This is a genomic window from Kitasatospora sp. NPDC089509, assembly GCF_044749365.1.
Taxonomy (GTDB): Bacteria; Actinomycetota; Actinomycetes; order Streptomycetales; family Streptomycetaceae; genus Kitasatospora.
Map to the genome: position 1 here is coordinate 161,539 of NZ_JBIVHS010000021.1, position 19,031 is coordinate 180,569.

Here is a 19,031-nt window from a genome sequence, read left to right on the forward strand (position 1 = left end):
CAGGAAAGGACGGAGTCCGATGACCGCACAGAGCACCGCCGCGCAGCCTCCCGCGGGCCGTTACGGCCGCAGTGGCAACGGCGAGTCGGACCGCCGGCTGAAGGTGATCGGCGCGGTCTGCGGCGTGCTGGGCCTGGGCCTGGTCGCCTGGCTGGGCGGCTCCTACATCCTCCGCGAGTCGAAGATCAACGGTTCGGTGCCGACCTTCCAGGTGCTCTCCGACTCCGAGGTGCAGCTGCACCTGACCGTGCGCAAGAGCGACGGGACGGCCGGCACCTGCACCGTCCGCTCGCAGAGCGACGACCACGCGGTGGTCGGGGTGGCCGACTTCCCCGTTCCGGCGGCCGGGTCGAGCTACGAGGCCACCGTCACCCTGCGCACCACCGCCCGCGGCACCACCGCCGAGCTGCTGGGCTGCACCCCGGCGAAGTGACGCGCGGGGCGCGTCCGCGACCGGAGAACCACCGGGAACCCGCCGGGGAACCACTGGGAAACCACCGGGGAACGCCCCGAGGGCGCATACTCGTTCGGCAGAACGGGCATCCGTAGGGAGTCCCGTACCCGGTTGCCGTACACCGTGGCGTAACGCCCGCGTCAATGGCGCGCCAACACCTCTCCCGCTTGTCGGCAGGACTTGTTAGGCTCGTGGTTTCGCCCCTTCCGTACCGGATGGCACGGGAGCGGGCGTTGCTTTGTAGTTAAGACCGTTATCACCGTCATCACCGTCGACCCTGCTGACGACTCACACCCTCAGCACAGCCCCAGCACCTACGAGGAGCACCTGTGACCCAGACCAGTGAGAACGTGACCTGGCTCACTCAGGCCGGCTACGACCAGCTCAAGGCCGAGCTGGACCACCTGACCGGGCCCTGGCGCATCGAGATCGCCCAGAAGATCGAGGCGGCGCGCGAGGAGGGCGACCTCAAGGAGAACGCCGGCTACCACGCGGCGAAGGAGGAGCAGGGCAAGTACGAGCTCCGCATCCGCCAGCTGAACCAGCTGCTGGAGCGCGCCAAGGTCGGCGAGGCCCCGGCGGACTCCGGTGTGGTCGCCCCGGGCATGATCGTCACGGTCGCCTTCGACGGTGACGAGGACGACCTGATGGAGTTCCTGCTCGCCTCCCGCGAGGTGGCGTCCGCCGCCGACCTGGACGTCTACTCGCCGCAGTCGCCGCTGGGCCGCGCGATCGACGGCAAGACCATCGGCGACGAGGCCACCTACGAGCTGCCGAACGGCAAGCCGGCCATGGTGAAGATCGTCAAGGTCGTCCCGCACGCCGGCTGACCGGCCCCCGAACACCGCACGACACCGCCGAGGGCGGTCGCCCGGTCCTGGGACCGGGCGACCGCCCTCGCGCGTTTCGGCGGAAACGACAGCGGAAACGGCGGCCGAAACGGTTCAGCCCGCGGCCGAGCGGTACTTGCGCACCGACAGCCAGGAGAACACCGCCGTGATCACCACCGACCACAGCACCGACACCAGCGCCGCGTGCTGCATCGGCCAGGCGCTGTCCACCGGCCCGACCTGGTTGCCGAAGAGGTCCCGGCAGGCCTGCACCGTCGCGCTGAACGGGTTCCAGTACGCGACGCCCTGCAGCCAGCCCGGCATCGAGCTGACCGGCACGAAGGCGTTGGAGATGAAGGTCAGCGGGAACAGCCAGATCAGCCCGGCCGAGGTGGCCGCCTCGGGGCTGCGCACCGACAGCCCGATCAGCGCGCCGATCCAGGAGAAGGCGTAGCCGAGCAGGAGCAGCAGGGCGAAGGCGCCGAGCGCCTTGAGCGGCCCTTCGTGGATCCGCCAGCCGACCAGCAGCGCGACCAGGGCCAGCACGACCAGGGTGAACGCGGTCTGGCACAGGTCGGCGAGGGTGCGGCCGACCAGCACCGCCGAGCGGGCCATCGGCAGCGAGCGGAAGCGGTCCACCAGGCCCTTGGTCATGTCCTCCGCGATGCCGGCCGAGGCACCGGCCACCGCGAAGGTGACGGTCTGGGCGAAGATGCCGGCCATCAGGAACTGGATGTACGTGTGGGAGCTGGAGTTCGTCCCGGGGATCTTGATCGCCCCGCCCATGACGTACGAGAACAGCAGCACGAACATGACCGGCTGCATGAGCCCGAACACCACGATCTCGGGAATCCGGGACATCCGGCGCAAATTGCGCTTGGCGACCACCCAGGAGTCATGCAGGGTCGCGGACAGGCCCCGGCGCTGCGTGGGCATCGCCGGGCCGATGGCGTGCTCGGTGGCGGTGGTCATCTCAGCGCTCCGTTCCGGCCGTGACGGCCTGCTGCTGGTCGGGGTCCTGACCGTCGCCCTCGCCGCCGGTCCGCCCGTGGCCCCGGCCGCCCCGGCCGCGGCCCTTGGCGCGGGCGCCGTCGCCCTCCTCGGTCGTCTCGGCGACATGGCCGGTGAGGGTGAGGAAAACGTCGTCCAGGGTCGGGCGGCGCAGGCCGATGTCGTCGATCTCGATGCCCCGGCCGTCCAGTTCGCGGATCGCGTCGGCGAGCATCCGGGCGCCGCCGCTGACCGGCACGGTGATCTTCCGGGTGTTCTTCTCCACCGCGGGCTCGCCCAGCGCGTACCCGGACAGCGCCGCGACCGCGTCGGCGACCAGGCCCGGGTCGTGCACCACGACCTCGATCCGCTCGCCGCCGATCTGCGCCTTCAGCTGGTCGGCCGTGCCGCGGGCGATCACCCGGCCGTGGTCGACCACCGCGATGTCGTGGGCGAGGCGGTCGGCCTCCTCCAGGTACTGGGTGGTGAGCAGCAGCGTGGTGCCCTGCTCGACCAGGGTCTCGATGACCTCCCAGAGCGCGATCCGGTTTCGCGGGTCGAGCCCGGTGGTCGGCTCGTCCAGGAACATCACCGGCGGCCGGACGACCAGCGCGGCGGCCAGGTCGAGGCGGCGGCGCATGCCGCCGGAGTACGTCTTGGCGGTGCGGTCCTTGGCCTCGGTGAGGTTGAACCACTCCAGCAGTTCCAGCGCGCGGGCCTTCGCGTCCCGGGTGCGCATCTGGTAGAGCTCACCGACCATGGTGAGGTTCTCGAAGCCGGTCAGGTACTCGTCGACCGCCGCGTACTGGCCGGACAGCCCCATCAGGCTGCGGACCCGGTTCGGGTGCTTGAGGACGTCCACGCCGGCCACCACCGCGCGGCCGGAGTCGGGGCGGAGCAGGGTGGTGAGGACGCGCACGGTGGTGGTCTTGCCGGCGCCGTTCGGGCCGAGCAGCCCGAGCACCGTGCCCTCGGGGACGTCGAGGCTGACGCCGTCCAGGGCCCGTACGTCACCGAAGGTCTTCACCAGGTTCTCGGCTTGGATGGCTGGCGCCATGGCCTGCCTCATCTCCTCGGACGAATGTGAGCGATCTGTCCCACTTTGCCCCCAATGGGCGCACGTGGGCGACTCGGTTCCCAGCACCGACACAGAACGCGATGTATCGCGAGTCTGGCAACTCGCGATACATCGCGTCAAGGGGATTTGTCGACGGGACCTCGGCGGACCGGGGCGGACGGCCCGGAGCCCTCACCCGGAGACCACGTACCCCGCCTCCCGCAGCTCGCCCGTCACCAGCGCGCAGTGCTCCGGCCCCTTGGTCTCCAGGTGCAGGTCCACCTCGACCTCGGTCAGCCCCAGCCGCGGATCGATCCGCACGTGCGCGACGTCCAGCACATTGGCGTCCACCCTGGTCAGCACCCCCAGCAGGTCCGCCAGCGCGCCGGGCCGGTCCGCCAGCCGCACCCGCAGCGACAGGTAGCGCCCGGCCGCCGCCAGCCCGTGCCGCAGCACCCGCTGCATCAGCTGCGGATCGATGTTGCCGCCGGACAGCACCGCCACCACCGGCCCCTCGAAGGAGTGCGGCTGCTCCAGCAGCGCCGCGATCGGCGCCGCCCCGGCCGGCTCGACCACCAGCTTCAACCGCTCCAGCCCGAACAGCAGGGCCCGGGACAGCGCGTCCTCGGAGACCGTCCGGATGCCGTCCGCCAGGGTGTTCACCACCTCGAACGGGATGTCCCCGGGCCGCCCGACCATGATCCCGTCGGCCATGGTGGCGAAGTGCTCCAGCGAGACCGGCCGCCCGGCCGCCAGCGAGGGCGGGTACGCGGCCGCGGCCGCCGCCTGCACCCCCACCACCCGGACGTCCGGCCGCAGCGGCTTGACCGCAGCGGCGATCCCGGCCAGCAGCCCGCCGCCGCCCACCCCGACCAGGATGGTGCGCACCTCGGGGCACTGCTCCAGGATCTCCAGCCCGACGGTCGCCTGGCCGGTGACCACGTCCCAGTGGTCGAAGGGGTGGATGAACACCGCGCCGGTCGCCTCCGAGTACCGCTGCGCGGCCTGCAGCGCCTCGTCCACGGTGGCGCCGTGCAGCCGCACCTCGGCGCCGTACTCCCGGGTGGCCGCGACCTTCGGCAGCGGCGCCGCGACCGGCATGAACACGGTCGAGCGCACCCCCAGCAGCGAGGCCGCCAGCGCCACCCCCTGGGCGTGGTTCCCGGCACTCGCCGCCACCACCCCGCCGGCCCGCTGCACCGGCGAGAGGCCCGCGATCCGCACATACGCCCCGCGCAGCTTGAAGGAGCCGGTGCGCTGCAGGTTCTCGCACTTCAGGTGGACCGGCGCGCCGATCAGCCCGGACAGGTGCCGACTGCCCTCCATCGGGGTGACCCGGGCGACCCCGGCGAGCATCTTCTGGGCGCCGCGGACGTCGTCGAGGGTGATCGGCCAGTTGTGCATGATCCCAGCCTAGGGCCCGTCAGGCGGGGGTACCCCCCGGCGCGCGACACCGGCAATCCGGGACGTCCGCGCTGTTCCCGGGCCCGCCCCGCCCGCGTACGCTGCTGCTTCTGAGCTTCTCTCACCGCATGACGATCGTGAGCCGCGATGACGACGACCTCGCCCCAGGCCACCGACCGAACCGAGCCCGTGCACACCCAACTCCAGTACCAGCTGGCGCTGTTCGCCCGCCGGATGGAACAGGTCCGGACCTCCGGCGGCGGCGTCGCCGCACTGGACCGGGCCGCCTACCTGCTGCTCGACCGCCTGGAGCGGCACGGGCCGGCCAACGTCAAGGCGCTGGCCGAGGCGCTCGGCGTGGACTCCTCCACGGTGACCCGGCAGGTCGCCCCGCTGGTCGCGGCCGGGCTGGTCGGCCGGGTCCAGGACCCGGCCGACCGCCGCGCGGTGCGGCTCGCACTGACCTCCTGCGGCGCCGGCCGACTCACCGAAGTCCGGGACGGCCGGGCCGAGTTGACCCGCCGCCTGGTGGCCGGCTGGCCACCCGAGGAACAGCAGGCGTTCTGCGCCCTGCTGGCCCGCTTCAACCTCGCGATGGAGTCGTACACGGCGGACCAGCAGGGGCAGTGACCGGCAAATCCCTCAGCCCAGCGCCTGCTTGAGGTCGGCCAGCAGGTCGTCGATCGACTCGATGCCGACCGAGACGCGCACCAGGTCGGCCGGCACCTCCAGCGGCGAACCGGCCGCCGAGGCGTGGGTCATCCGGCCCGGGTGCTCGATCAGCGACTCCACGCCACCCAGCGACTCGCCCAGGGTGAACAGCTGCGCGCGGTTGCAGACCTCGACCGCCGCCTCCTCGCCACCGGCGACCCGGAACGAGACCATGCCGCCGAAGGCCTTCATCTGCTTGGCCGCGATGTCGTGGCCGGGGTGCTCGGGCAGGCCCGGGTAGAGCACCTGGCTGACCTTGGGGTGGCTCGCCAGCAGCTCGGCGACCTTCTCCGCGTTGGAGCTGTGCCGGTCCATCCGGACACCCAGGGTCTTGATGCCGCGCAGCACCAGCCAGGCGTCGAACGGCCCGGAGACCGCGCCCATCGCGTTCTGGTGGTACGCCACCTCCTCGCCGAGGCCCGCCTCGGCCAGCACCAGCGCACCGCCGACCACGTCCGAGTGGCCGCCCATGTACTTGGTGGTGGAGTGCACCACCGCGTCCGCGCCGAGCGCGATCGGCTGCTGCAGGTACGGGCTGGCGAAGGTGTTGTCGACCACCAGCAGCGCCCCGGCGCCGTGCGCGACCTCGGCCAGCCCGGCCAGGTCGGTGATGCCCAGCAGCGGGTTGGACGGGGTCTCCACCCACACCGCGCGGGTGTTGGGGCGCAGCGCGGCGCGGACGTCGTCCAGCTTCTGGGTGTTGGCGACGGAGAACTCGACGCCCCAGCGGGTCAGCACCTTGGCGAACAGCCGGAAGGTGCCGCCGTAGGCGTCGTTGGGGATCACGATGTGGTCGCCCGGCTTGAGGATGGTGCGCAGCAGGGTGTCCTCGGCCGCCAGGCCGGAGGCGAAGGCGAGGCCGCGGGCGCCGCCTTCGAGTGCGGCGAGGCACTCCTCCAGCGCGGTGCGGGTCGGGTTGGCGCTGCGGCTGTACTCGTAGCCGCCCCGCAGGCCGCCCACCCCGTCCTGCTTGTAGGTGGACACCTGGTAGATCGGCGTGACGACGGCCCCGGTCTGGGGGTCTGCTTCCTGACCCGCGTGGATGGCGAGGGTCTCGAAGCCCTGGGGAAGCTGGTGCTCGGTCATGGCTCCGAGCCTAACGGCCGTACGGCGGTGCGCCCGCCGGAACCGGAACGGCGGCCGTAAACCGCCGTCGCCCGCCGCAAACCGGCACCGCCCCGAAGCGGGAGCACCGCGAACCGGCACCGCCGGAATCCGCGGACCGCCCGGTGCGTTGAAGACGGGGCAACCCTCCCTACCCCGCTGGAGCAGGCCGTGCTGTTCGATCGCCGCCACAAGACCTCGCTCGTTTCCGCCGACCAGGCGCTGCCCGGCCGCCCGGCCGCGGCCTTCACCCTGACCGAGCCGCACACCGTGCTCGGCCACCCGCTCACCGGCCCGTACCCGGAGGGGCTGGAGGTGGCCGACTTCGGGCTGGGCTGCTTCTGGGGCGCCGAGCGCACGTTCTGGCGGCTGCCCGGCGTCTGGACGACGCTGGTCGGCTACCAGGGCGGCCACACCCCCAACCCGACGTACGAGGAGGTGTGCAGCGGCCTGACCGGGCACACCGAGGCCGTGCGGGTGGTGTTCGACCCCGCGGTGATCTCCTACGAGCGGCTGCTGAAGACCTTCTGGGAGGCCCACGACCCGACCCAGGGCAACCGCCAGGGCAACGACGTGGGCACCCAGTACCGCTCCGCGGTGTACACCCACTCCCCCGCCCAGGCCGCCGCCGCGCTCGCCACCCGGGACGCCTTCCAGCCCGCGCTGACCGCGCTCGGTCACGGTCCGATCACCACCGAGATCGCCCCGGCTGGCCCGTTCCACCCGGCCGAGCCTTACCACCAGCAGTACCTGTCGGACGCCAAGAACCCCAACGGCTACTGCGGCCTGGGCGGCACCGGCGCCTCCTGCCCGATCGGGGTGGCCCGCACCCAGGGCTGAGCCCCGGCGGAGCCCCGACGGAGCGGTCCGGGGCGCGGACACCCTGGGTGACCGCGCCCCGGTCCGGGCGCAGACTGGAGACACCGGCAGGGCGGCCCGGCCACCCCCGGTGGCCGGGCCGCCCTCGTGGAGAGGAGTCGTGCCATGTCCGGTCTCGTCCGCAGGAACTTCGACGATCCCGAGGAAGTCCGCCCCTTCGAGGAGGGCACGGGGGAACTGCGCCTGGTCAACCTGGACGCCGGCCCGGTGGGGCGGGCGGTGTTCCGGCCGGGCTGGCAGTGGTCCAAGCACGTCAAGCCGCTCGCCAGGACGGACAGCTGCGAGGCCGCCCACACGGGGTACGTGGTCTCGGGCCGGATGAAGATCGTCATGGACGACGGTGAACAGGCCGAGTTCGGGCCCGGTGACTTCATGATCTGCCCGCCCGGGCACGACGCCTGGATCCTGGGCGACGAGCCGTGCGTGATCGTGGACTGGCAGGGCTTCGCGGACTACGCGAAGCGGCGGTGAGCCCTCAGAGGGTGGCCGGCGCGTGGTCGTGCCCGCCGTCCCGGCGCGGGAACGGGTTCTCCGCGAGGAGCTTCCCCTGGGCGTCGTAGGCCGCCATGACGAAGGAGTCCACCTGCGCGGGGTCCATCGGGGGCAGTTCGACGTAGTACGCCGCCCAGCCCTTCATCCCGGCGGTGGTGACCAGGGTGGCGACGGTCGGCCTGCCGTTGCGGAAGGCCACCACCCGGGCCGGCATCGGGCCGAGGTACATGCCCGAGAGGCCCTGGCTGTAGAGCTGGGGCTTGAAGTGGTCGAGGTTGTCGCTGGTGGCGTCCCGGCAGCCGAAGGAGGGGCGCCAGCTGCCGTCGCTCTGGCGGGTCTCGTCACAGCGCTCGGTCGCGGTGACCCAGATCCGGGTGTCGTCGGCGATCGTGATCTTCTCCCCGGGCGCGACCTGCCGCACCGGCGAGAGCGGCAGTGGTGTCGCCACCGAGCTCGGGGCGCCGGTCGGGGCCGGGCTCGGGGTCGCCGTCGGGCTCGCGCCCGGGGCCCCGGTCGGGCCCGGCGGCGCCGTCGGGTCGGAGCTCGGGACCGCCACCGGGGCCGCCCCGGAGGCCGCCGCCCCGACCGTGCCGCCCCCGTCGCGCCCGGCCCCGCCCGCCGTCACCGCGGTGGCCCCGCAGACCAGGGCCACCGCCAGGGCGGCCGCCCCGGCCCCCACCCGGCGCCGGGCGCGCCGCCGTCGGGCGCCGGCCAGCACCACCACCGGATCCGGCCCGGCCGCCCCCGGGTCGTCGTCGTCCTTGAGCAGGTCTCCGAGTCTGTCCTCGAAGCTCATACCGTCACCTCGATGTACGTCGTGGTACCCGCCGTGCCGTCCGTCCGGTCGGCGAGTTCGGGGTGTGCGCGCAGCTTCGACAGCGCCCGGTTCAGGGTGCTCTTGACGGTCCCCCGGGCGATCCCGAGTTCGGCCGCGATGCCCGCCTCGGTGAGGTCCCCGTAGTACCGCAGCACCACGACCGTCCGCTCCCGGCGGGTGAGCGTGCCCAACGCCTGCTGCAGCAGCGCCCGTTGGGCCTGCCGCTCGGCGAGGTCCTCGGCCTGCGGCCGGTCCGGGGTGTGCTCGGTGGGCAGTTCGCGGTTGCGCAGCCGTCGCCACCAGTCGCGGTGCTGGTTGACCACGATCCGGCGGACGTACGCGGTCGGGTCGTCGGCGGTGATCCGGTGCCAGTGCAGGTAGGCGCGCTCCAGCGCGGACTGCACGATGTCCTTGGCCCGGTCCGGGTCGCCGGTCAACAGCTCGGCCAGCCGGAGGAGTTGGCGACCGCTCCCGGCGACGAACGCGCTGAACTCGGCGTCCTGTCGCTGTCTCTGCTCGCGTTTCACACCCACCTGACTCCTCGGGCGGACCGCGAGGTTCGGTCCGCCCGGGAGTTTTCTCCGCAGGAGTGCGCCGGAGGGGTGGTGCAGGGCCGGATCAGACGGCGCTGCCGGCCTTCCAGTCGGCCCAGCTGAGGTTCCAGCCGTTCAGGCCGTTGTCCGCGGCGACGGTCTTGTCGCCGGAGTTCCTGACCTCGACGACGTCACCGACCATCGAGGACTTGTAGAACTTGTAGCCGTCCGTGCTGCTGTCCTGGGCGCCCTTGGCGTCCTGGAGGCCGACGCAGCCGTGGCTGGTGTTCTGCCCGCCGAAGATCGACGGCGAGGACCAGTAGTTGCCGTGGATGAAGGTCCCGGAGGTGGTCAGGCGCTGGGCGTGCGGGACGTCGGCGATGTCATACTCGCTGCCCAGGTTGACGGTCTGCGAGTTCATCCGGGTCTGGGTGAACTGCTCGGAGATGACCATCTTGCCGCCCCAGGTGGTGTGCTCGGAGGAGCCACCGGAGATCTTGTAGACCGCGCTGACCTGGCCGTCCGTGGTGACGGTGAGCTTCTTGGTGGCGAGGTCGGCGATGCTGGTCTGGGCCCGGCCGATGGTGAAGGAGACGTCCTTGGACTGGGTCCCGAAGACGCCCTTCGCGCCCTCGATGTCCTTGAGCCGCAGCTTGAGGGTGACCTTGGTGCCCTTGGCCCAGTACTCCTGCGGCCGGAAGTCGAGGCGGGTGCTGGAGAACCAGTGGCCGACGATCTCGACCCCCGGCTCCGCTATCACCGTGATCGCCGACTGGACGGCCTTCTTGTCGGTGACCGGCTTGCTGAAGTTGATCGAGACCGGCATGCCGACGCCGACCGTCGAGCCGTCCTCGGGGGTGAAGTAGCCCACGAAGGTGTTGGCCGGGGTGGCCGTGCTGAAGCTGGCGTTGGCGTCCGCCTCCAGCTTGTCCTTGTCGACGCCGCTGGCGGTGACGGAGTACTTGGTACCGCTGGCCGGGGCCGCGGCCGAGGTCCAGCTGGTGTTGTCGGCGGAGAGCTGGCCGGCCAGCTCCTTGCCGGTGGAGTCGGTGACCTTGACGCTGCTCAGGGTGCCGTTGCTGACGGTCACCTTGACCGGCTCGCTGAAGCTGGCACCGGTGGTGCCGTCCGCGGGGCTGACGGTGATCACCGCGGCCGAGGTCTTCGGGGTGCTGCCGCCGCCCGCGCTCGGGGTGCCGCTGGCACCGCCGCCGCCGGAGCCGCCGCTGCCGCCGCTGTTGTCGTTGCAGGCCGCGAGCAGCAGGACCGGCGCGCCGATCAGACCCGCGAGCACTCCGCGCCGGCTCCAGCCGCCTCCGGCCGCCCGCCCCTGACCGTCCCGTGCCGTCACGTCGCGTCTCCCTGCTGATCATCCCGGGCTGTTACGGATACAGAAACGCGATCCGACCGCCCACGGTTCCATCACCGAAGGGTAAGCGATCGTATGAGATGACCCAACTTCCCGCCGAACATGGACAAAACACCCGGCCCGCCGAGTGGCGGACCGGGTGTCCACGGGCGGGTACGACGCCCACGGCCGTCGGCGGCCGCTACTCGGCGGGCTCCTCCACCGTGTACTCGTCCCACTCCTCGCTCTCGGGGTCGAACTCGGTCTGGGCCGACTCCCACGTCGCCGAGGCGAGCTCCACGCCCGGGACGTCGCCGAGCAGCGCGACCGGGTCGATGAAGTGGGCGAGCGAACCCGACGGGTCCACCTCGATGGCGTCGACGGACTGGGCGCGCTCGTCGTCGTCGAGGTACTCGTCCTCGGCGACCTGCTGCAGGGCCGCCGCCTTGAGCGCGCCCTCGTCGGTGATCTCCGCGATGAGCTCGATCTTGAGCTTGACGTAGCGCGGGGCGTCGGTCGTTTCAGTGCTGGTCATGCCAGCGAGCGTACGGGACCGGAGGTCCTCCGGTGTGCACGGGAACACCGGGACCGTCGGGACCGCCGGGAACCCCGGGACCGCCCGGGCGCACGGTCGGGGCCGGTCCCTCGGAACAGGACCGGCCCCGGCCGCTCTCCGCCTCGGCTCCCCCACCCGGGAGCCGCGGAGCCGCGCCACGGGGGCGCGGTGGTCGCCGCGGGAGCCGCCGCACCCTGTCGACCGGCCGGAGCCGGACAGGGGCGGGACGACGGCGTCCCCCGCGGAGGGCCCCTCCCTCCGATACCGGTCGGGGAGGGCGGACACGGCGGCCGGGTCAGGACCGTCCGTCGCGTCCGGAGCCGGCCTCGGCCACCGGGGAGCCGCTCCCGGTGGACCGCTGCCGTCTCGCTCGGCTTCTTGCCGTTGACCACCACGATGCCGGAGCGTTGTTAACCACGTGCTGCGGACAGATGACGCCGGTGTACCACTTCGCCCGTGGACGAATCCTCCGGATCCGACCACGGGCGGGTGGTGGTGAGCAGGCGTCAGCCCCGTCGGCGCACGGACGTCAGGCCCGCGCGCCCACCGGCGTCAGTGCGCGGCCCGGCCGGTCAGGTAGCCCAGCAGGTCCTGACGGGTGACGATGCCCTGCGGCTTGCCCTCCACCAGCACGACCGCCGCGTCGGCCTTCTCCAGCACGGTCATCAGGTTGGTGACGGTCTCGCCCGAGCCGACCACCGGCAGCGGCTTGGACATCACCTTGTCCAGCGTGTCGGTCAGCTCGATCTCCTTGGCGAAGATGCCCTCCAGCAGCAGCTTCTCCACCACCGAGCCGATCACCTCGCCGGCCATGATGTCGGGGTGCCCGGCGCCCGGGGAGACCACCGGCATCTGCGAGACGCCGTACTCGCGCAGCACCCGGACCGCCTCGGCGACCGTCTCGTTCGGGTGCATGTGGACGAACTGCGGGACGCCGCCCTGCTCGTTGCCCTCCTTGCGGGCCAGCACCTCGCTGATGTGCGCCTCGTCGGTGGCCGAGGGCAGGAAGCCGTAGTCGGCCATCCAGTCGTCGTTGAAGATCTTCGACAGGTAGCCGCGGCCGCCGTCCGGCAGCAGGACCACCACGACGTCGTCCGGCCCGAGCTTGCGGGCCACCTCCAGCGCGGCCACCACGGCCATCCCGCAGGAGCCGCCGACCAGCAGGCCCTCCTCCTTGGCCAGGCGGCGGGTCATCTGGAACGAGTCCTTGTCGGAGACCGCGACGATCTCGTCCGCGACGGTCTGGTCGTACGCGGTCGGCCAGAAGTCCTCACCGACGCCCTCGACCAGGTACGGACGGCCGGTGCCGCCCGAGTAGACCGAGCCCTCCGGGTCGGCGCCGATGACCTTGACCTTGCCGCCGGACACCTCCTTCAGGTAGCCGCCGGTGCCGGAGATGGTGCCGCCGGTGCCGACGCCCGCCACGAAGTGGGTGATCTTCCCGTCGGTCTGCTCCCACAGCTCCGGACCGGTGGAGTGGTAGTGCGAGGCCGGGTTGTCCGGGTTGGAGTACTGGTCCGGCTTCCAGGCGTTCGGGGTCTCGCGGACCAGGCGGTCGGAGACGTTGTAGTAGGAGTCCGGGTGCTCCGGGGCGACGGCGGTCGGACAGACGACCACCTCGGCGCCGTACGCGCGCAGGGTGTTGATCTTGTCGGTGGACACCTTGTCGGGACAGACGAAGATGCACTTGTAGCCCTTCTGCTGGGCCACGATCGCCAGGCCGACACCGGTGTTCCCGGAGGTCGGCTCCACGATCGTGCCGCCCGGCTTGAGGGCGCCCGAGGCCTCGGCGGCCTCGATCATGCGCATCGCGATGCGGTCCTTCACCGAGCCGCCGGGGTTGAAGTACTCGACCTTCGCCAGCACGGTCGCGCTGATGCCGTCGGTGACCTTGTTCAGCTTGACCAGCGGCGTGTTGCCGACCAGGTCGATGATCGAGTTGTGGTACCGCACGGGGGTCCTCCCGGTCTATGGGCATGCGAGTGCATTCGGTACGGCAAAGCCTAGGGCGTGGGACCTGCCGCACACCTCCCTTCCCGCGCCTCCCGCGCTCCCCCAATGGCCCACCCGCGCCCCCACCCCGGTACTCCCGCCCTCCGCGCGGGTAAGAGCGCTGTGCAGACATGGCCGCACCCCGGAGGGTTCGGCACGAGGACGCGAAGGGGGCACCGGATGTCAGGCGCACAGGACTCCCGGGCCCGGGTGGCCCGCCGGATCGCCACCGCCGCGGCGTACGGCGGCGGCGGGCTCGGCCTGCTGGGCGTGGGCCTGGTCGGTCTGCTGCTGACCGAGAGCAGGCTCGCCGTCCAGGCCATCGGCGTCCTGGAGACCGTCCCGCCCAAGGCCGACGGGGTCTACGGCGAGGCCTTCGCCGACCGCCTCGCCGCCCCCCGGCCGCCGCTGGTGCTGGCCGTGCTCGGCGACTCCACCGGTGCCGGCCTCGGCGTGGCCCGCGGCCGGGAGACGCCGGGCGCGCTGCTGGCGGCCGGGCTGGCCTCGGTGGCCGAGCGCCCGGTGCGGCTGGTCAACGTGGCCCGCTCCGGCGGCCGCTCCGCCGACCTCTCCGGCCAGCTGGAGCAGGCCCTGCGGCACCGCCCGGACATCGCCGTGATCATGGTCGGGGCCAATGACGTGACCCGGCACAGCCCCGCCCAGCTCGCCGTCCGACAGCTCGGCGAGGCCGTCGCCGCCCTGCGGGCCAACGGCTGCGAGGTGGTGGTGGGCACCTGCCCGGACCTCGGCACGATCAAGCCGGTGCGCCCGCCGCTGCGCTGGGTGGCCCGACGGCTGAGCCGCCAGCTGGCCGCCGCCCAGACCATCGCGGTGGTGGAGGCGGGCGGGCGCACCGTCTCGCTGGGCTCGCTGCTGGGCCCCGAGTTCGCGGCCCGCCCGGAGATGTTCGCCGCCGACCGCTACCACCCCTCCGCCCAGGGCTACGAGACCGCCGCGATGGCCGTGCTGCCCTCGGTCTGCGCCGCACTGGGCCTGTGGCCGGAGGAGGAGCGCCCGATCAGCGCCGTCCAGGGCGAGACGGTGCTGCCGGTCGCGGTGGCCGCCGCCGCGGCGGCCGGGCGGGCGGGCACCGAGGTGGCCGCCGTGACGGCGGAGGGCGCGGGCCGGCGCTGGGCCCTGCTGCGGCACCGGCTGCGGGTCGGCCCGGAGGCCGCCCGGGACCCCGGCGCGGCCCCCGGGGACACGTCGGCCAGCTCACACGCCGGTGCCGGTGACGCTTGAGCTACCAACCGGTAGCTTTCCTCCCGGACCACCGGTCCGCCGTCACTCAGCGAGGAGCCCCGCCATGCCCGAAGCCGTCATCGTCAGCGCCACCCGTTCGCCGATCGGCCGGGCCTTCAAGGGCTCGCTCAAGGAGGTCCGCCCGGACGACCTGACCGCCCACATCATCCAGGCTGCCCTGGCCAAGGTCCCGCAGCTCGACCCGCGCCAGATCGACGACCTGATGCTCGGCTGCGGTCTGCCGGGCGGCGAGCAGGGCCACAACCTGGCCCGCATCGTGGCCGTGCAGATGGGCATGGACTACCTGCCCGGCACCACCATCACCCGCTACTGCTCCTCCTCGCTGCAGACCACCCGGATGGCGTTGCACGCGATCAAGGCCGGCGAGGGCGACGTCTTCGTCTCGGCCGGCGTCGAGACCGTCTCGCGCAGCGTCAAGGGCACCTCGGACGGCACTCCGGGCACCCTGAACCCGCTCTTCGACGACGCGATCGCCCGCACCGCCAAGCGCGCCGAGGAGGGCGGCGGCGAGTGGCACGACCCGCGCGAGGACGGGCTGCTGCCGGACGCCTACATCGCGATGGGCCAGACCGCCGAGAACCTGGCCGCGCTCAAGGGCATCACCCGCGCCGACCAGGACGAGTTCGGCGTCCGCTCGCAGAACCTCGCCGAGGCCGCCATCGAGGCCGGCTTCTGGGAGCGCGAGATCACCCCGGTCACCCTGCCCGACGGCACCGTGGTCAGCACCGACGACGGCCCGCGGGCCGGCGTGACCCTGGAGGGCGTCTCCGGCCTGAAGCCGGTCTTCCGCCCGGACGGCACGGTCACCGCCGGCAACTGCTGCCCGCTGAACGACGGCGCCGCGGCGCTGGTCATCATGTCCGACACCAAGGCCCGCGAGCTGGGCATCACCCCGCTCGCCCGGGTGGTCTCCACCGGTGTCAGCGCCCTCTCCCCCGAGATCATGGGCTACGGCCCGGTCGAGGCCTCCCGGCAGGCGCTCAAGCGGGCCGGCCTGACCATCGACGACATCGACCTGGTCGAGATCAACGAGGCCTTCGCGGCCCAGGTGATCCCCTCCTACCGTGACCTCGGCATCGACCTGGACAAGCTGAACGTCAACGGCGGCGCGATCGCGGTCGGCCACCCCTTCGGCATGACCGGCGCCCGGATCACCACCACGCTGATCAACTCCCTGCAGTGGCACGACAAGCAGTTCGGTCTGGAGACCATGTGCGTCGGCGGCGGCCAGGGCATGGCGATGGTCGTCGAGCGCCTCAGCTGATCACCGCGGACCGCTCCGAAGGGTCTGGACCACCCGTTTGGAGTGACACAGCGTAATTGAGGGCCGGATCACACCGAGAGGTCGATCCGGCCCTCGAAACCGTCGTTTCCGGCCCGGAAATCGACAGTGCGGAGCGGATCAACTGCACTGCGTAGAACGGTGTTACCTAACAATTTGGGGACAAGAGCGAAAGTCCCGGACGAATTAGACATTCGCCACTGCGGTAACAGCCCCGCATGGGGCAGTGTGGAGACGTAACCCCGTTCCGCTCCTCGCTAGGAGTACGTTCCGTGAGCGCCGTCTACACCATCCTGCTGCTGATCCTGATCACCGTGTCGACCGCCGTCCTGCTCCGCCTCCGCGGGCTCTCCCGGCGGCTGGACGCCCAGGCCGAGGCCGGGCCCGCACCGGTGGACGAGGCCGCGATACGCCGGGCCGTCGCCGAGGCGCTGGCCGCCGACCGCGAGCGGGAGATCACCGAGGCCCGGGCCTTCTGGGCCGAGCAGGAGGCCCGCGCGGCCGAGGACGCCCCACTGTTCGACTCCCCGTTCACCGGGGTCTTCACCGGCACCGACGAGTGGCCGCTGTTCTTCCCCCGCCCCACCGGCCCGCAGGACGCCGCCGACAACTCCGGGACGATGGACCCGGAGTTCGGCGAGGCGCTGCGCTCCGCGCTGGAGGACCTGATCAACGAGGACGGCGCCGGCCCGGCCGGGTCCGGCCCCGAGGGCGGCGCGCCGCTGCGCCCCGGCCACCCGGTCGGCGAGACCGCCAAGGACGCCCGGGCCCGCCGCGAGGCCGACCTGCTGGCCACCGGCCTGGAGGCCGGGCTGCTGGACGCCGAGCCGGCCGTGGAGGAGGCGCCGGTCGCCGCCCCCGACCCGCGCCGCCACCCCTCGCACCCCGACTTCGTGCCGAGCCAGGCGCCCTCCCGCGAGTGGACCGACACCCGGCTCGCCGCCCTCGCCGAGCAGGCCGTCGCCCTGACCGACGTCCGCCCGGGCCCGCTGGGCACCCTGGACGTGTACGCCTTCGCCGACGGCACCACGCTGTGCGTGGCCCCGGGCGACCGGGAGGCCGCCTACCGGCTGATCGACGCGGTCCGGGCCGGTGAGCACGTCCGACTGCTCGGCGGCTCGCGCTTCTCCGGGTCGTACTCGCTGACCTTCTCCACCGACGAGGAGGCCGTCTACGTGCTCGCCGACCGGGTGGTCGCCAGCATCTGACGCCGACTCCGCCGCAGCAGGACCGAAGGCCGCCCGGGCCACAGGGGTTACCGACCCGGGCGGCCTTCGGCGTGTCCGGGGCCGGGCGCCGTGGGCCCTGGCCCGTGCGCCGTGGGCTGTGGCCCGTGCGCCGTGGGCTGTGGCCCGTGCGCCGCACCCGGCGTCAGGCGCAGAGCGCGGCCGTCCCCCGCACCGCGGCCACCGCCCCGGCCAGCAGTTCGCCGACCGCCACCGGCCCGTCCGGCAGCGCCACCCGGGCCCCCTCGGGCAGCGCCGCGAGCGCCGCCGCCAGGTCGTGCCCGGCGACGGCCAGCTGGTCCCCCGCCGCGAACGCGCCCGCGTCCGGGAACTCCCGCGCCGGCCCGCCCTCCGCCGCCAGCGCCGACGCGGCCAACCGCCGGGCCAGGTCCAGCGCGGCCGCCGCCCGCGAGGCGTGCCCGGGCACGGCGCCCAGCAGCTTGCTCTGCGGCAGCGAGCGGAAACGATGCGCCAGGGCGTCGACGGCTTCGACCAGGGGCTGTACGTCATGCATGCGGACGAGCCTAAGCGAGAACGCCGCCGGGCCCCGGAGCGAGGTGCTCCGGGGCCCGGCGGCAGTGGTACGGCGAAGGGGGTGGGTCTAGTCGTCGCCGCGCAGGATCGCGATCAGCCGCAGCATCTCCATGTAGATCCAGACCAGCGACAGGGTGAGCCCGAAGGCCGCCCGCCAGGACTCCCGCTGCGGGGCGCCCTGGGCGATGGCCTCCTCGATCGACGCGAAGTCCAGCGACAGGAAGAAGGCGCCGAGGCCGATGCCGATCAGGCCGACCACGATGCCCAGCGGGCCGGAGCGCAGGCCCATGTCGGCGCCGAAGGCCATCGCGATCACGTTGACGAACATCAGCAGCACGAAGCCGAGGGCGATCGCGATGCCGATCCGCTGGTAGCGCGCGGTGACCCGGATCCGACCGCTCTTGTAGGCGAACAGCATCGCCGCGAAGACCGCCGCCGTACCCAGCACCGCCTGGATCACGATGCCGTTCAGCATGGTGTTGAAGGCGTGCGAGACGGCGCCCATCGCGAAGCCCTGGAGGGCCGCGTAGGTCAGGATCAGCGGCGGGCTGACACTGCGCTTGAAGGAGATCACCAGGCCGACGACCATGGCCACCAGGCTGGCGCCGATCGCGAAGCCGAAGTTCTCGAACGGCAGCGTGAACCAGGCCACCGCGCCCGCGGCCACCAGGGTCAGCAGCGTCATCGCGGTGCGGGCGACCACGTCGTCGAGCGTCATCCGCCCGGTGGCCGTCGGGCCGGCGGACGGCCCGTTGTACATCTGGTAGAGCTGCTCGTCCGTCAGCGGGCCCTGCCCCTGCGGCTGGGCGTAGGGGGTTCCCGCGTAGGGGTTGCCGTACTGGCCCCCGGCCTGCGCGGTGGTACCGAACCCCGCGTAGCCGGACTCGCGGGTGAAGGACCCCTCCCGCGAGAAGACCGGGTTGCTGCTTCTCATTGCTCATTCCCTCCGTGGCGGCACTGCACCGCCCGTGTACCAGGGTAATGGCTTGGCAAAAATTTTGGGATACGCCGCGAGGAGGATCCGGTGAACGACTCCCGGCGGGGACGCCGGAGGCGTCCCCGCGGGTCGATGCGGTGCCCGGAGCCGGACTCGAACCGGCACGGCCTCGCGGCCAAGCAGTTTTAAGCTGCCCGTGTCTGCGTTCCACCATCCGGGCGTCCTGCGAACCACCCCTGAGAGTAGTCGCCCGGATCACTCTTTCGCATGTTCCCAGCCCGGGAAGTTGTCATGTTTCCTTGCCATCTGACGAACAGTTCGCAATTCGGCCACGAAGCACGGTGATTCCGGCCACGGCGTCACCCTCAGGGTTCCGTCATACCGCAGGAGGAGGGTCCCTCACCTCCCGTACGCCCTGCGGTGGTCGGGCCAACCGTCCGGCGGAGCGACGCAGAACCATGATCACGTCACGGAGCATGGAACCACGAATCCGCGAACCCGCAAGGAGCTCCCCGTGACCACGTCGACCGCAACCGCCGTCCGTACCGGCCTGGCGGCCGCCCGCGCCACCGGCCTGAACAAGGTCTACGGGGAGGGGGAGACCCGGGTCGTCGCCCTCGAC

At 72.4% G+C, this 19,031-nt stretch carries 19 protein-coding genes, 1 tRNA gene and 1 pseudogene; 9 read left to right on the forward strand and 12 right to left on the reverse strand.

All coding sequences use genetic code 11. The features are described 5' to 3' along the window. The first annotated feature begins 19 nt into the window (after nt 1-19). Both ACIP4P_RS33435 and greA read left to right on the forward strand, forming a co-directional pair. Nucleotides 20-433 (forward strand): DUF4307 domain-containing protein, encoded by a 414-nt coding sequence (locus ACIP4P_RS33435; RefSeq protein WP_400924907.1) that lies wholly within the window; start codon nt 20-22, stop codon nt 431-433. 350 nt (nt 434-783) lie between these two features. After that, nucleotides 784-1,284 carry a transcription elongation factor GreA gene (gene greA, locus ACIP4P_RS33440; RefSeq protein ID WP_350515049.1) on the forward strand — a complete coding sequence of 167 codons (501 nt, stop codon included), beginning with the start codon at nt 784-786 and terminating at the stop codon, nt 1,282-1,284. A 114-nt stretch (nt 1,285-1,398) separates the two neighbouring features. On the opposite strand, the gene ACIP4P_RS33445 is transcribed toward greA, so the two are convergent. From ACIP4P_RS33445 to ilvA, 3 genes are all read right to left on the reverse strand, one after another. Then, entirely contained in the window at nt 1,399-2,256 is an 858-nt protein-coding gene (locus ACIP4P_RS33445; protein ID WP_400924910.1) for an ABC transporter permease, read from the reverse strand. A 1-nt stretch (nt 2,257) separates the two neighbouring features. Continuing rightward, nucleotides 2,258-3,331 (reverse strand): ATP-binding cassette domain-containing protein, encoded by a 1,074-nt coding sequence (locus ACIP4P_RS33450; protein WP_400924912.1) that lies wholly within the window; start codon nt 3,329-3,331, stop codon nt 2,258-2,260. A 192-nt stretch (nt 3,332-3,523) separates the two neighbouring features. Beyond that, on the reverse strand, nt 3,524-4,735 hold the full coding sequence (ilvA, locus tag ACIP4P_RS33455) for a threonine ammonia-lyase (protein ID WP_400924914.1): 1,212 nt from the start codon (nt 4,733-4,735) through the stop codon (nt 3,524-3,526). A gap of 147 nt (nt 4,736-4,882) precedes the next feature. On the opposite strand from ilvA, the gene ACIP4P_RS33460 reads away from it, so the two are divergent. Continuing rightward, nucleotides 4,883-5,365 (forward strand): MarR family transcriptional regulator, encoded by a 483-nt coding sequence (locus ACIP4P_RS33460; RefSeq protein WP_350515046.1) that lies wholly within the window; start codon nt 4,883-4,885, stop codon nt 5,363-5,365. 12 nt (nt 5,366-5,377) lie between these two features. Here the strand turns inward: ACIP4P_RS33460 and ACIP4P_RS33465 are convergent, their stop codons facing one another. Continuing rightward, nucleotides 5,378-6,532: a cystathionine gamma-synthase gene (locus tag ACIP4P_RS33465; RefSeq protein WP_188303140.1), complete on the reverse strand. Its 1,155-nt coding sequence runs from the start codon at nt 6,530-6,532 to the stop codon at nt 5,378-5,380. Nucleotides 6,533-6,724: 192 nt separating this feature from the next. Between ACIP4P_RS33465 and msrA the strand changes: the two genes are divergently transcribed. Continuing rightward, nucleotides 6,725-7,390, forward strand: coding sequence for a peptide-methionine (S)-S-oxide reductase MsrA (gene msrA, locus ACIP4P_RS33470; RefSeq protein ID WP_400924946.1), 666 nt, complete (start codon nt 6,725-6,727; stop codon nt 7,388-7,390). A 144-nt stretch (nt 7,391-7,534) separates the two neighbouring features. Next, nucleotides 7,535-7,900, forward strand: coding sequence for a cupin domain-containing protein (locus tag ACIP4P_RS33475; RefSeq protein ID WP_400924917.1), 366 nt, complete (start codon nt 7,535-7,537; stop codon nt 7,898-7,900). Between the two features lie 4 nt (nt 7,901-7,904). Here ACIP4P_RS33475 and ACIP4P_RS33480 read toward each other — a convergent pair whose 3' ends face one another. From ACIP4P_RS33480 to ACIP4P_RS33500, 5 genes are all read right to left on the reverse strand, one after another. Then, nucleotides 7,905-8,717, reverse strand: a complete 813-nt coding sequence (locus ACIP4P_RS33480; protein WP_400924919.1) for a hypothetical protein — start codon at nt 8,715-8,717, stop codon at nt 7,905-7,907. Continuing rightward, nucleotides 8,714-9,265 carry a SigE family RNA polymerase sigma factor gene (locus tag ACIP4P_RS33485; protein ID WP_400924921.1) on the reverse strand — a complete coding sequence of 184 codons (552 nt, stop codon included), beginning with the start codon at nt 9,263-9,265 and terminating at the stop codon, nt 8,714-8,716. Before ACIP4P_RS33485 ends, ACIP4P_RS33480 begins: the two co-directional genes overlap by 4 nt. A gap of 91 nt (nt 9,266-9,356) precedes the next feature. Further along, nucleotides 9,357-10,622, reverse strand: a complete 1,266-nt coding sequence (locus ACIP4P_RS33490; protein ID WP_400924923.1) for an Ig-like domain-containing protein — start codon at nt 10,620-10,622, stop codon at nt 9,357-9,359. Nucleotides 10,623-10,821: 199 nt separating this feature from the next. After that, entirely contained in the window at nt 10,822-11,154 is a 333-nt protein-coding gene (locus tag ACIP4P_RS33495) for a hypothetical protein (RefSeq protein WP_350515041.1), read from the reverse strand. Nucleotides 11,155-11,727: 573 nt separating this feature from the next. Further along, nucleotides 11,728-13,128 carry a cystathionine beta-synthase gene (locus ACIP4P_RS33500; RefSeq protein ID WP_400924926.1) on the reverse strand — a complete coding sequence of 467 codons (1,401 nt, stop codon included), beginning with the start codon at nt 13,126-13,128 and terminating at the stop codon, nt 11,728-11,730. A gap of 219 nt (nt 13,129-13,347) precedes the next feature. On the opposite strand from ACIP4P_RS33500, the gene ACIP4P_RS33505 reads away from it, so the two are divergent. From ACIP4P_RS33505 to ACIP4P_RS33515, 3 genes are all read left to right on the forward strand, one after another. Beyond that, a complete protein-coding gene (locus ACIP4P_RS33505; RefSeq protein ID WP_400924928.1) occupies nt 13,348-14,409 on the forward strand; it encodes an SGNH/GDSL hydrolase family protein in 1,062 nt (353 codons plus the stop codon). Between the two features lie 64 nt (nt 14,410-14,473). Further along, a complete protein-coding gene (locus tag ACIP4P_RS33510) occupies nt 14,474-15,694 on the forward strand; it encodes an acetyl-CoA C-acetyltransferase (protein WP_400924930.1) in 1,221 nt (406 codons plus the stop codon). Between the two features lie 290 nt (nt 15,695-15,984). Continuing rightward, on the forward strand, nt 15,985-16,920 hold the full coding sequence (locus tag ACIP4P_RS33515) for a hypothetical protein (RefSeq protein ID WP_400924932.1): 936 nt from the start codon (nt 15,985-15,987) through the stop codon (nt 16,918-16,920). Nucleotides 16,921-17,083: 163 nt separating this feature from the next. Here ACIP4P_RS33515 and ACIP4P_RS33520 read toward each other — a convergent pair whose 3' ends face one another. From ACIP4P_RS33520 to ACIP4P_RS33530, 3 genes are all read right to left on the reverse strand, one after another. Beyond that, nucleotides 17,084-17,452, reverse strand: coding sequence for a hypothetical protein (locus ACIP4P_RS33520; protein ID WP_400924934.1), 369 nt, complete (start codon nt 17,450-17,452; stop codon nt 17,084-17,086). A gap of 87 nt (nt 17,453-17,539) precedes the next feature. Continuing rightward, the gene (locus tag ACIP4P_RS33525; RefSeq protein ID WP_350515035.1) at nt 17,540-18,406 is read right to left on the reverse strand and encodes a Bax inhibitor-1/YccA family protein; all 867 of its coding nucleotides are present in this window, start codon (nt 18,404-18,406) and stop codon (nt 17,540-17,542) included. A 141-nt stretch (nt 18,407-18,547) separates the two neighbouring features. Beyond that, nucleotides 18,548-18,629 (reverse strand) — tRNA-Leu (locus ACIP4P_RS33530). Between the two features lie 294 nt (nt 18,630-18,923). Between ACIP4P_RS33530 and ACIP4P_RS33535 the strand changes: the two are divergent. After that, nucleotides 18,924-19,031, forward strand: a pseudogene (locus ACIP4P_RS33535) (ABC transporter ATP-binding protein); the annotation flags it as partial.